The 12504-nt window shown below is 73.2% G+C and carries 12 protein-coding genes; 10 read left to right on the top strand and 2 right to left on the bottom strand.

Features of this window, described 5'->3' with window-relative positions:
- Positions 1-343 precede the first annotated feature (343 nt).
- Positions 344-1210, top strand: coding sequence for a tetratricopeptide repeat protein (locus NGF19_RS24870; RefSeq protein WP_252427580.1), 867 nt, complete (start codon positions 344-346; stop codon positions 1208-1210).
- A gap of 67 nt (positions 1211-1277) precedes the next feature.
- Here the strand turns inward: NGF19_RS24870 and NGF19_RS24865 are convergent, their stop codons facing one another.
- Positions 1278-2561 (bottom strand): DUF1015 domain-containing protein, encoded by a 1284-nt coding sequence (locus NGF19_RS24865; protein WP_252427578.1) that lies wholly within the window; start codon positions 2559-2561, stop codon positions 1278-1280.
- A gap of 71 nt (positions 2562-2632) precedes the next feature.
- Between NGF19_RS24865 and NGF19_RS24860 the strand changes: the two genes are divergently transcribed.
- The 4 genes from NGF19_RS24860 (at position 2633) to NGF19_RS24845 (ending at position 6797) form a co-directional block, all read left to right on the top strand.
- On the top strand, positions 2633-3661 hold the full coding sequence (locus NGF19_RS24860) for an HAD hydrolase-like protein (protein WP_252427577.1): 1029 nt from the start codon (positions 2633-2635) through the stop codon (positions 3659-3661).
- A 90-nt stretch (positions 3662-3751) separates the two neighbouring features.
- Complete coding sequence (locus NGF19_RS24855; RefSeq protein ID WP_252427575.1) at positions 3752-4795, top strand: FecCD family ABC transporter permease; 1044 nt, start codon at positions 3752-3754, stop codon at positions 4793-4795.
- Positions 4792-5862, top strand: coding sequence for a FecCD family ABC transporter permease (locus NGF19_RS24850; RefSeq protein ID WP_252427574.1), 1071 nt, complete (start codon positions 4792-4794; stop codon positions 5860-5862). Before NGF19_RS24855 ends, NGF19_RS24850 begins: the two co-directional genes overlap by 4 nt.
- Positions 5863-5873: 11 nt before the next feature.
- On the top strand, positions 5874-6797 hold the full coding sequence (locus NGF19_RS24845; protein ID WP_252427572.1) for an ABC transporter ATP-binding protein: 924 nt from the start codon (positions 5874-5876) through the stop codon (positions 6795-6797).
- Here the strand turns inward: NGF19_RS24845 and NGF19_RS24840 are convergent.
- Positions 6781-7128: an SCP2 sterol-binding domain-containing protein gene (locus NGF19_RS24840; RefSeq protein ID WP_252427571.1), complete on the bottom strand. Its 348-nt coding sequence runs from the start codon at positions 7126-7128 to the stop codon at positions 6781-6783. The two genes, NGF19_RS24845 and NGF19_RS24840, sit on opposite strands and share 17 nt — an antisense overlap.
- Positions 7129-7170: 42 nt before the next feature.
- Here NGF19_RS24840 and NGF19_RS24835 point away from each other — a divergent pair, with 42 nt between their 5' ends.
- From NGF19_RS24835 to NGF19_RS24815, 5 genes are all read left to right on the top strand, one after another.
- Positions 7171-7494, top strand: a complete 324-nt coding sequence (locus NGF19_RS24835) for a hypothetical protein (RefSeq protein WP_252427569.1) — start codon at positions 7171-7173, stop codon at positions 7492-7494.
- 7 nt (positions 7495-7501) lie between these two features.
- Positions 7502-8317 (top strand): TlyA family RNA methyltransferase, encoded by an 816-nt coding sequence (locus NGF19_RS24830; protein ID WP_252427567.1) that lies wholly within the window; start codon positions 7502-7504, stop codon positions 8315-8317.
- The gene (locus NGF19_RS24825; RefSeq protein WP_252427566.1) at positions 8314-9219 is read left to right on the top strand and encodes an NAD kinase; all 906 of its coding nucleotides are present in this window, start codon (positions 8314-8316) and stop codon (positions 9217-9219) included. The genes NGF19_RS24830 and NGF19_RS24825 overlap by 4 nt, the downstream gene beginning before the upstream one ends.
- 144 nt (positions 9220-9363) lie before the next feature.
- Complete coding sequence (gene recN / locus NGF19_RS24820; RefSeq protein ID WP_252427564.1) at positions 9364-11106, top strand: DNA repair protein RecN; 1743 nt, start codon at positions 9364-9366, stop codon at positions 11104-11106.
- 243 nt (positions 11107-11349) lie between these two features.
- Positions 11350-12492, top strand: a complete 1143-nt coding sequence (locus tag NGF19_RS24815; protein WP_252427562.1) for a glycosyltransferase family 4 protein — start codon at positions 11350-11352, stop codon at positions 12490-12492.
- Positions 12493-12504: the final 12 nt, after the last annotated feature.

Genomic DNA, 12504 nt, shown 5'->3' with positions numbered 1-12504 from the left:
CGGCCGTCGTGATGACCGTCGTGGTGACGACCGGGACCGTGGGTACGGGCGCCGTGACGACCGTCCCGGATACGACCGTCGTGACGAGCGTCGGGACAGCGACCGTGGCGAGCGTGGCGGCTTCCGTCGCGACGACCGCGGTGGCGAGCGTGGTGGCTTCCGCCGTGAGGACAGCCGTGGTGGCGAGCGCGGTGACTTCCGGGGCCGGGACGACCGTGGCTCCCGTGGTCCCCGTCGCGACGACCGTGGCGGTCGCCCCGGTGGCTTCCGTGGGCGTGACGACCGGCGCGAGGGCGGTCGGTTCCGTGAGGAGCGGGACCGTGATCGCGAGCCGATCAAGCGGCTGCCGATCCCCGAGGACGTCACCGGCGAGGAGATCGACAAGGACGTACGGCAGGAGCTCCAGAGCCTGCCCAAGACGCTCGCCGAGGACGTCGCCAGGAACCTGGTGATGGTCGCCAAGCTCATCGACGAGGACCCCGAGGGCGCGTACGGGTACTCCAAGGTGGCCCTGCGCCTCGCGTCCCGTGTCGCCGCCGTGCGTGAGGCGGCCGGCTTCGCCGCGTACGCCAACCAGAAGTACGGCGAGGCCCTCGCCGAGTTCCGGGCGGCCCGGCGGATGACCGGCAACATCGAGCTGTGGCCCGTCATGGCCGACTGCGAGCGCGGCCTCGGCCGGCCCGAGAAGGCGCTGGACATGGCCGGTGCGCCCGAGGTGCACAAGCTCGACAAGGCCGGTCAGGTCGAGATGCGGCTCGTCGCGGCCGGTGCCCGGCGGGACATGGGGCAGCTCGACGCCGCCATCGTGACGCTCCAGAGCCCGGAGCTGGCCTCCACCTCCGTACAGCCCTGGACCGCGCGACTGCGGTACGCGTACGCCGACGCGCTTCTTGCCGTCGGGCGGGAGGACGAAGCCCGCGAGTGGTTCGCCAAGACCGTCGAGTCGGACCGGGACGGCAGCACCGACGCCTCCGACCGGCTCGCCGAGCTGGACGGGGTCGAGTTCGTCGACGCGCTCGACGAGAGCGACGAGGACGGGGACAGCACGACCTCCGAGACGCCCGAGGTGCCTGAGACGTCTGAGGCGCTCGAGACGTCTGAGGCGCTCGAGACGTCTGAGGCGCTCGAGACGTCTGAGGCGCTCGAGACGTCTGAGGAGACCGAGAAGTCCGAGAAGTCCGAGGCCGACACCGAGGGCGACAAGAGCTGACCCTCACCACGCCGACGCGCGCCTGAACAGGGGCGGGATCCGCAAAGGATCCCGCCCCTGTTCACGTTCACAGCGCCCGCAGCACCAGCCCCGTAGCCGGCTTCGGGCCGAACGACGTCGACTTGCGCGGCATCGTCACGCCCTGGCGGGCCAGCTCCCGTACGACCTCCTCGCGGACCGGATGCATCAGTACGGCCGTGCCCCCGTCGCGCTCCGCCTTCTCGACCGTGGCGGCCGTGTCGTGGATGTAGGCGATGTGCTCCGGCGAGTCCTCCGGGATGTGCCACACGTTCTCCAGCAGCGTGGCATGCAGGACCGTCGCGTCCAGCGTGCGCCAGGCCTCCGGGTAGGTCGCCGGGATCGTACGGGCCAGCAGATCGGGGTTCGGACGGTCGACCAGATGGAAGGTGCCGTCGCCCGCGAGCAGGAAGGCGTTGCCGACCGCGGCGGCCTCCGCGAGCATCTCCAGGGCCTTGGTCAGCGGGACGTGCAGATCGCGGACGCGGAACAGGCCCGTGAGCGAGGCCAGCGCCTCGGCCACCGGGAGGCGGTGAAGCAGCCGGTGGATCGCGCGGACCCGCAGCGGATAGCGGGCGGTGTCCACCAGCAGGACCAGGCCGTAGTCCCAGGGGCTCGGCGAAGCGTGCTCCGCGCGCAGCCGCCGATAGGTGGCCCAGCGGTGGTGGCCGTCCGCGATCAGGGCCTGGTGCCCGGCCAGATCCGTCTGGATCTCGGCCAGGTCGGCCGGGTCCGTGACCGCCCACAGGCGGTGGCAGAAGCCGTCCTCCGTCGTGGTGCGCAGCAGGGGCGTGCGCGCGGCGGTGCGCTCGATGACGGCCGTCGTACCGGTCTCGGCGCTGTCGCCCCGGTACGTCAGGAGGAGCGGCTCCAGGTTCGCGGACGTCGCCCGCATCAGCGCGGCGCGGTCCGCGATCACATGCGGCATCACGTCCTCGTGGGGAAGGACCACGCCCTCCGAGGGCTCCGAGACACGCAGGGCGCCTATGACCCCGCGCTGGAGCAGCCCCTCGCCCCGCTGTTCGTAGACGTAGAGGCCGGGCTCGGCGTCGGCGGTGAGGACGCCCTCGGACAGCCAGCGGCGCAGGGTGTCCGCGGCCTGCTGGTTGCGGGCCGCCGGGGTGGTGGCCTGGGGGAGTATCAGCCGGACGATGTTGTACGGGTCGGCCGACTCCAGGTGGAGCAGTCCGTCGGGGCGTACGACGACGTCGTACGGCGGGGAGGTGACCGCCGCGAGGCTGCCGACGCGATGCGGGTCGTAACGCAGTCCCCGGAAGGGGGCGAGGTCCAGGCCCATGCGCGTCGTTACGTCCCCCGAGACTCCAGTGTCCATTGGTGCATCGTAAGTGTGTCAGTGCCATGAGCGATGATCGGGGAAAGCGAAGAATCAAGGGAGCGATCGTCATGAGCCAGACCGTCAGGACGAGGCCGGCCGCGAGCGCGCGGCCTCTGAGCGAGGCGTACGACACGGCGCTGCTCGACCTGGACGGGGTGGTGTACGCGGGCGGGAACGCGATCGCGCATGCCGTGGAGTCGCTCGGCACGGCTCGCGCGGGCGGGATGCATCTGGCGTACGTCACGAACAACGCGCTGCGTACGCCGGACGCGGTGGCCGCGCATCTGACGGAGCTGGGGATACCGGCGCGGGCCTCGGATGTCGTCACCTCGGCGCAGGCCGTGGCCCGGCTCGTCAGCGAGCAGGTGCCCGCCGGGTCGCGGGTGCTGGTCGTCGGCGGTGAGGGGCTCAGGGTCGCGCTGCGCGAGCGGGGCTTGGTGCCGGTGGAGTCGGCGGAGGACGATCCGGTGGCCGTGGTGCAGGGGTACGGCGGGCCCGAGCTGCCCTGGGGGCGGTTCGCGGAAGCGTGCTACGCCATCGCGCGTGGGGCGCGCTGGTTCGCGTCGAACACGGATCTGACGATCCCGGGCGGGCGCGGCATCGCCCCCGGGAACGGGGCGGCCGTGGAGGTCGTCCGCATCGCGACCGGTGCCGAGCCGCAGGTGGCGGGCAAGCCGCTGCCGCCGATGCACCGCGAGACGATCCTGCGGACCGGGGCGCGGCGACCGCTGGTGGTCGGGGACCGGCTGGACACGGACATCGAGGGGGCGTTCAACGGCGAGGTCGACTCCCTGCTCGTCCTCACGGGAGTGACGGACGGCGCCCGGCTCCTCGCCGCGCCGCCGCATCACCGACCTGCGTACGTCGACGCGGATCTGCGCGGTCTGCTGACGGGGCAGCCGGAGGTCACCCCGGTGGGCCCCGGCTTCCGCTGCGGAGGCTGGACGGCGACGGCGAGTGAGGAGCGGCTGGACCTGACGGGTGACGGCGAGACCCTGGACGGCCTGCGGGCGCTGTGCGCGGCGGCCTGGACAGCGGCCGGTACGGACTCGTGCCGACTGGACGGCGGGAAGGCGCTGGCACGGCTCGGGCTGTGAGACCGGCCGAGACCGAGGACGACTCACGCGCGAGCACCCGGGGCCGTACAGGATCACCCACAAGGAGTGAGGTTAGGCTAACCTAATCGCGTGTTGGTCGACAGTCCTCCCGAACCGCGCGTGGACACCGCTCCCGCGCCCCCGAACCGCCGGGCGCTACGGGCCCTCGGGCTTCTCGTCTCGGTTGCTCTTCTGGTGCTCGTCGCGCTGGCCGGTATCGCGGTCGGTGCGAGAGAGCTGCCCCTGGGCCAGGTCTGGCACGGCCTGTTCCACGACTCGGGGACGTACGCCGACGTCGTCGTCCATGACCGGCTCTCGCGTACGGTCCTCGGGCTGCTCGCCGGGACCGCGCTCGGTCTGTCCGGTGCCGTCCTCCAGGCGCTGACCCGCAATCCGCTGGCCGATCCCGGGCTGCTCGGCATCAACGCGGGCGCGTCCGCCGCCGTCGTCACCGCCATCACGTACCTCGGTGTGACGAGTCTGAGCGGCTATGTGTGGTTCGCCTTCCTCGGCGCGGCGCTGGTCGGGGCGCTGGTCTGGCTGCTCGGCGGCAGCCGGGGCGCCACGCCCGTGCGGCTCGCGCTCGCGGGTATGGCGATCAGTGCCGCGCTCTACGGCTATCTCCAGGCCGTGATGATCATGGACGGGGCGGCGCTCGACAGGATGCGCTTCTGGACGGTGGGCTCGCTGGCCTCGGCCACCGACACCACCATCCGGCAGGTGCTGCCGTTCTTCGTCGTCGGCACGGTGCTCGCGCTGGCCCTCGCGCGCCCGCTGAACGCCATGGCGATGGGTGACGACACCGCCCGCGCCCTCGGCGCGCACCTGAACCGCACCCGCGCGCTGTCGATGGCCGCCGCCACCCTGCTGTGCGGAGCGGCCACCGCCGCCTGCGGGCCGATCGTGTTCGTCGGGCTGATGGTCCCGCATGCCGTCCGCTCCTTCACCGGGCCCGACCTGCGCTGGATCCTCCCGTACGCGGCCGTGCTCTCGCCCGTCCTGCTGCTCGGCGCCGACATCGTCGGCCGGGTCGTCGCCCGGCCCGCCGAGGTCCAGGTCGGCATCGTGACCGCGGTCATCGGCGGCCCGGTCTTCCTCTTCCTCGTACGACGGCGCAGGACGGCCCGACTGTGAAGACCTCCCGTACCACCCTGCGCACCCGCGGCGGGCTGTCCTTCCGGCTCGACCCGCGCGCCCTCACGGTCGTCGCCCTGCTCCTGCTGATCGCGCTCGCCGCGAGCATCGCCCTCATCGGCACCGGCGACTTCTCGATCCCGCCCGGAGACGTCCTGCGGACCCTGCTCGAGGGCGGCGACGCCCGACAGGAGTTCATCGTCACCGAACTGCGGCTGCCGCGCGTGCTCGTCGGGCTGCTGGTCGGCGGCTCGCTCGGGCTCGCCGGCGCCCTGTTCCAGTCCATCTCCCGCAATCCGCTGGGCAGTCCGGACGTCCTCGGTCTCGGGCAGGGCTCCACGGCCGGAGCGCTCGTCGTGATCGTGCTGTTCTCCGGCGGCGCCACCCAGGTCGCCCTCGGCGCGCTGGTCGGCGGCCTGGTGACCGGACTGGCCATCTACCTGCTCGCCTGGAAGCAGGGCGTGCACGGCTACCGGCTCGTCCTCGTCGGCATCGGTGTCTCCGCGGTCGTCACGGCGGTCAACGGCTATCTGCTCACCAAGGCGGACATCGTCGACGCGACCCGCGCGGTCGTCTGGATGACCGGCTCCCTGAACGGCCGTGACTGGGAGCAGGTCCGGCCCCTGCTCGCACTGTGGGCCGTCCTCGTCCCGCTCGTCCTCGGCCAGTCACGCGCGCTGCGGGTGACGGAGATGGGCGACGACGTTGCGTACGCGCTCGGGGTGCGCGTCGAGCGCGTACGGCTGCTGCTGATGGTGTCCGCGGTGCTGCTGACCGCGGGCGCCACCGCCGCCGCGGGCCCCGTCGGGTTCGTGGCGCTCACCGCGCCCCAGCTCGCCCGCCGGACGATCCTTCCCCGCCGCCGGGGGAGCGCGGGAGCCGCCCCCCTCGGACCCCACCTGATGACCTCCATGGTCATGGGCGCCACCCTGCTGGTCGTCGCCGACTGGGCCTCGCAACAGCTCTTCGGCGCGGACCAGTTGCCCGTGGGCGTGGTGACCGGCGTCCTCGGCGGCGGCTACCTCCTGTGGCTGCTCGTCACCGAGCGCCGGGCGGGCCGCATATGACCACCGGACCCATGACTACCGGAGCCGTGACCACCGGACCCGGCACAAGGCCGGACACGAACGACCTGAGGAGCATGGTGAACCGTCTCTCCGCAAGCGACGTCACCCTCGCCTACGACCAGCGTGTGATCGCGGAGCAGCTCTCCGTGGAGATCCCCGACCACTCCTTCACGGTGATCGTCGGCCCCAACGCCTGCGGCAAGTCCACGCTGTTGCGCGCCCTGTCCCGGATGCTCAAGCCGTCCCGGGGACAGGTGCTGCTGGACGGGCAGGTCATCCAGACGCTGCCCGCCAAGCGGGTCGCGCGGACCCTCGGCCTGCTGCCGCAGTCCGCGATCGCGCCCGACGGGATCACCGTCGGCGACCTGGTCGGCCGCGGTCGCTATCCGCACCAGGGGCTGCTGCGCCAGTGGTCGGAGCAGGACGAGCGAGTCGTACGGGAGTCGATGGCGCACACCGGCGTCGCCGAACTGGCCGACCGGTACGTGGACGAACTCTCCGGCGGCCAGCGGCAGCGGGTGTGGATCGCCATGGCGCTCGCCCAGCAGACCCCGCTGCTGCTGCTCGACGAGCCGACCACCTACCTCGACATCCAGCACCAGATCGACGTGCTCGACCTGTGCGCGGAACTGCACGAGCAGCAGGGGCGCACCCTGGTCGCCGTCCTGCACGACCTCAACCACGCGGCCCGGTACGCCACTCACCTCATCGCGTTGCGCGACGGCCGGGTCGTCGCCGAGGGCGCGCCGAAGGACGTCGTCACCGCCGAGCTGGTCGAGGAGGTCTTCGGGCTGCGCTGTCAGATCATCGACGACCCCGAGACCGGCACGCCCCTCGTCGTACCCGCCGCACGCACCGCACGCGCGCGTGCGGCGCGGCGCCTCGACACGGCCGCCGGGGCGGCTGCGGGAGCTTCGGTCACAGGAGCTTCCTGAGCCGGAGCAGATCCCACAGGCCCGCCTCCAGCTTCACCCGGCCCGCGCCCCAGGCCTTCGCGAAGTTCAGCTCGCCGTCGACCATCGCCACCAGGTCGTCACCGGTCATGGTCAGCCGTATCTGGGCCTTCTCGGGCGGCGGCCCCGGAAGCGTGCGCAGCACCTCGATCCGGCCGCCCTTGAGACGGCCGACGAAGGTGACGTCCAGGTCGGTGATACGACAGGTGAGCGAGCGGTCCAGGGCCGCGGCGGAACGTACGTCCCCGTCGGCGCCCGCCAGGTTGTCCGAGAGCTTGTCGAGTGCGCTGCGGCACTCCTCGATCGTGGCCATCGGGAGCGACGGTACCCCAGCGCTTCGGGGTAGCGTCGAGGGATGAGCGACTCTGAGCCCGGGGTGAGAGCCCCGGCGGAAGCAGTGGTTCCGGGACCGGGCGAGCCGGAGTGCGACCCCGGCGCACCCGCACCGGCGAACGAGCCCCCGACCGCGCCGCTGGGCGTGCCCCGGACCCCCACCGGCCACGCCGCCGTCGACGCCGCGCTGGAGCGGCTGGCCGACGCGGACCACCTCGCCACGGACGGACACCTCGAGGTGTACGAGGATGTACACGAGGGGCTGCGTGACGCGCTCACCGCGCTCGACGCCCGACCGGGACCTCCGGCGCCCCCACACCCTCCGGTACTCGGGAACAGGAGCTGAACCGAACGTGGCAGGAGTCGCACGCCGCCGTCTGGACGCGGAGCTGGTTCGTCGGAAGCTGGCACGCTCACGGGAGCATGCCAGCCAGCTCATCGCGGCCGGGCGGGTCAGTGTCGGCAAGACCGTCGCGACCAAGCCCGCCACGCAGGTGGAGACCGCCGCAGCCATCGTGGTCGCCCAGGACGACAACGACCCCGAGTACGTCTCGCGCGGCGGCCACAAGCTCGCCGGCGCGCTGACGGCCTTCGTACCGCGGGGGCTTGTGGTCGAGGGGCGGCGCGCCCTGGACGCGGGCGCCTCCACCGGCGGCTTCACGGACGTCCTGCTGCGCGCGGGCGCCGCCCATGTCGTCGCCGTCGACGTCGGCTACGGACAACTGGCCTGGTCGCTGCAGAGCGACGACCGCGTCACCGTCAAGGACCGCACGAACGTACGGGAGTTGACGCTCGACGCGATCGACGGCGAACCCGTGGACCTGGTCGTGGGCGATCTGTCCTTCATCCCGCTCGGCCTGGTGCTGCCCGCCCTGGTGCGGTGCACGAAGCCGGACGCCGACCTGGTGATGATGGTCAAGCCGCAGTTCGAGGTGGGCAAGGAACGCCTGGGCAGCGGTGGTGTCGTCCGCAGCCCGCACCTTCGCGCCGAGGCCGTGCGCGGGGTCGCCGAGCGCGCCGCCGAACTCGGGCTCGGCGTGAAGGGCGTGACGGCGAGCCCGCTGCCCGGTCCCTCCGGCAACGTCGAGTACTTTCTGTGGCTGCGAGCCGGCGCACCCGCACTGGACCCGGCCGACGTAGACCGTGCCGTAGCGGAGGGGCCGCGTTGACACAGAACCCAGCTCGTACTGTCTTCCTGCTCGCCCACACCGGGCGGCCCGCGGCCGTTCGCAGCGCCGAACTCGTGGTCAAGGGGCTGCTGCGGTGCGGAATCGGCGTACGTGTCCTGGAGGCGGAGGCGGCCGATCTGCCGCTGCCCGAGGAAGTGGAGCTGGTCAAGGAGGCCACGCCGCGGTGCCTGGACGGCTGCGAGCTGCTCATAGTCCTCGGCGGTGACGGCACCCTGCTGCGCGGCGCCGAGTTCGCCCGCGCCTCCGGGGTGCCGATGCTCGGCGTCAACCTCGGCCGGGTCGGCTTCCTCGCCGAGGCCGAGCGGGACGACCTCGACCGGGTCGTCGACCGGGTGGTGATGCGGGCGTACGAGGTCGAGGAGCGCATGACCGTCGACGTCGTCGTGCACAGGAACGGCGATGTCGTGCACGTCGACTGGGCGCTCAACGAGGCGGCCGTGCAGAAGGTCTCCGCCGAGAAGCTCCTGGAGGTCGTCCTGGAGATCGACGGGCGGCCGGTGACCGGGTTCGGCTGCGACGGCATCGTGTGCGCGACCCCCACCGGCTCGACGGCGTACGCCTTCTCCGCGGGCGGGCCCGTGGTGTGGCCGGAGGTCGAGGCGCTGCTCATGGTGCCGATCAGCGCGCACGCGCTGTTCGCCAAGCCGCTCGTGACCTCGCCGGACTCCGTGCTCGCCGTGGAGGTGCAGCCGGACACCCCGCACGGGGTGCTCTGGTGCGACGGGCGACGGATGGTGGAACTGCCGCGCGGCGCGCGCGTCGAGGTGCGGCGGGGCGCGGTCCCGGTGCGCCTGGCCCGGCTGCACCACGCGTCGTTCACGGACCGCCTGGTGGCCAAGTTCGCGCTGCCGGTGTCCGGGTGGCGGGGCAGGCCACACTAGAGCGGTACCGGCCGGGCGTCAGGCCCCCCGGGTCAACGAGCGATGGCCCAGGGGGTGACGCCCGGCCTTCCGTAGCCCCCCGCTCACCAGCGGCTTCGCCCGTGAAGGTGGGGGCGGCGTCGCGGCGTGCGGGGAAAACCTCGTATGGTCATGGGCGTGTTGGAGGAGATGCGGATACGGTCACTCGGAGTCATCGACGACGCGGTCGTCGAGCTGTCGCCCGGCTTCACCGCCGTGACCGGTGAGACGGGTGCGGGCAAGACCATGGTCGTGACCAGTCTCGGTCTGCTGCTCGGCGGGCGCGCGGATCCGGCGCTCGTACGGATCGGGTCGAAGAACGCGGTCGTGGAGGGGCGGATCGCCGTGCGCGAGGGCGCCTCCGCCGTCGTACGCGCCGAAGAGGCCGGGGCCGAGCTGGACGACGGGGCGCTGCTCATCAGCCGTACCGTCTCCGCCGAGGGGCGCTCCCGGGCGCATCTGGGCGGGCGTTCCGTGCCCGTCGGCATGCTCGCCGAGCTGGCCGACGAACTGGTCGCCGTCCACGGCCAGACCGACCAGCAGGGGCTGCTCAAGCTGTCCCGGCAGCGGCAGGCGCTCGACCGGTACGCGGGCGATGCCGTCACCGTGCCGCTCGCCCGGTACACCGAGGCCTACCAGCGGCTACGGACCGTCACGGCCGAGCTGGACGAGATCACCACCCGCGCGCGCGAGCGGGCCCAGGAAGCCGACCTGCTGCGCTTCGGGCTCGACGAGATCGCGGCCGTGGAGCCGCGGCCGGGCGAGGACGGGGAGCTGGCCGAGGAGGCCGAGCGGCTCGGGCACGCGGAGGCCCTCGCGTCGGCCGCGACCGCCGCGCACGCCGCCCTCGTGGGCAACCCGGAGGACCCCGAGGGCGTCGACGCGGCCACCCTGGTCGCGGGCGCGCACAGGGCCCTGGAAGCGGTGCGCTCGCACGACCCGGCGCTGGCGGGCCTCGCCGACCGGATCGGGGAGATCGCGATCCTGCTCGGCGACGTGGCCGGGGAACTGGCCGGGTACGCCGACGACCTGGACGCCGACCCGCTGCGGCTGGCCGCCGTCGAGGAGCGGCGCGCCGTGCTCACCGCCCTGACCCGCAAGTACGGGCCGGACATGGGCGCCGTCCTCGCCTGGGCCGAGCAGAGCGCCGCCCGGCTGGGCGAACTCGACGGCGACGACGAGCGGATCGGGGAGCTGACCGCCGAGCGGGACGCCCTGCGCGGTGAACTGGGCGGCCTCGCCCAGGCGTTGACCGACGCGCGCGCGGAGGCGGCCGAACGGTTCGCCGCCGCCGTGACCGCCGAGCTGGCCTCGCTCGCCATGCCGCACGCGCGCGTGTCGTTCGAGATCCGGCAGAGCGAGGACCCCGAGGGCGTCGAGGTCGGCGGGCGCATGGTCGCGTACGGGCCGTCGGGCGTCGACGAGGTGGAGCTGCTGCTCGCCCCGCACCCCGGCGCGCCGCCGCGGCCCATCGCCAAGGGTGCCTCCGGCGGTGAGCTGTCGCGCGTGATGCTCGCGGTGGAGGTCGTGTTCGCGGGGACGGACCCGGTGCCGACGTATCTGTTCGACGAGGTCGACGCGGGCGTCGGCGGCAAGGCGGCGGTCGAGATCGGCCGCAGGCTGGCCCGGCTCGCGAAGACCGCGCAGGTCGTGGTGGTCACGCATCTGCCCCAGGTGGCGGCGTTCGCCGATCGCCAACTGCTGGTGGAGAAGACGAACGACGGGTCGGTGACACGGTCCGGGGTGAAGGTCCTGGAGGGCGAGGAGCGGATCCGGGAGCTGTCCCGGATGCTGGCCGGTCAGGAGGACTCGGAGACGGCCCGCGCCCATGCGGAGGAACTCCTGGCCACGGCACGGGCGGACGGTTAGCGAGGTTCCGGGGCGGTGGCCGTGCCGTCACCGTCACCCGTGTGGGTGACCTTGTGGGCCCCGGACCCCCTGCTCCGCCGTACTCGCACACTCTCTGGCGGTGCCCCAACACCCGTACGCCCTGGCATGCTTGAGTCATCCGCGAAGCAACCGGTGCCTCGACAGCGCGGTCCATGCCCCCTGCCCGATCCTTCTGTACGTTTCTTCGTGACCGTCCGACGCCGAACCAGGAGCCCCGGCCACGTGAGCCTTGCGACCAGCCCCTCGCCGTACGGCCGGACGCCGCTGCACGCCGTGCAGGTGCTCGGCGGGGGCAGCGCGGGCAGTAGTACGCATGTGCGGTCGCTGGCCTCGGGACTGGCCGCCCGGGGCGTGCGCGTGACGGTGTGCGCGCCCGCCGAGGCCGAGCGGCTCTACGCGTTCAGCGGCGTCGGCGCCCAGCACGTCTCCGTGCCCCGCAGCGCGGAGCCCGCCTGCCTGGCCGCGCTCCGCCTCACCTGCGCCGACGCGGACGTGGTGCACGCGCACGGGCTGCACGCGGGCCTGCGCGCCGCCCTCGCGCTCAGCGGGCGCCGCACCCCGCTCGTCGTCACCTGGCACATCCGCGGCCATGCCGAAGGCGCCCGCGCCCGGCTGCTGCGGGTGCTCGAACGCCGGGTCGCCAAGGCCGCGTCCGTCGTCCTCGGGACCTCGTCCGACCTGGTCGACCGGGCCCGTCGGCACGGCGCCCGCGACGCGCGGCTCGCCGCCATCGCCCTGCCCGCACCCCGCAAGGCCGTCGACCGCGACGACCCCGACCTGCGGCGCCCCAAGCTGCGCGCCGAACTCGGCGCCGTGGACCGGCCGTTACTCATGGCCGTCGGCGCCCTGGAGCACCACCGCGGCTACGACGTGCTGCTCGACGCCTGCCGCGCGCTGCGCCACTACGACCCGGTCCCGCTGCTCGTGATCGCGGGGGAGGGGCCGTTGCGCGCGGAGATCGGACGGCGTATCGAGGCCGAGGACCTGCCCGTACGGCTGCTCGGGCGGCGCGACGACGTCCGCGAACTGCTCACCGCCGCCGACCTCGCGCTGGTCCCGAGCCGCTGGGAGTCCCGCTCCGTCCTCGCCCAGGAGGCCCTCCACGCGCGCGTGCCGCTCGTCGCCACCGCCGTCGGCGGCATGCGCGAACTGGTCGGCGACGCGGCCGAACTGGTCCCGTACGGCGACGCGGACGCCCTGGCCGCCGCCGTCGTCCGCCTCCTCGACGACCCCGTACGCCAGGAGCGGTTGAAGGACAGAGGCGAGCAACAGGCCGCGACCTGGCCGACGGAGGACGACACCGTGACCCAAGTCCTCAGCGTCTACGACGAGTTGACCCAGATGTGGCCGTTCGGCCAGGCCTGATCCACCGCCTGG

Source organism: Streptomyces macrolidinus, assembly GCF_023887685.1.
Taxonomy (GTDB): domain Bacteria; phylum Actinomycetota; class Actinomycetes; order Streptomycetales; family Streptomycetaceae; genus Streptomyces; species Streptomyces macrolidinus.
The sequence above is the reverse complement of the archived record's forward strand: the minus strand, read 5'-3'. Positions and strand labels throughout refer to the sequence as shown.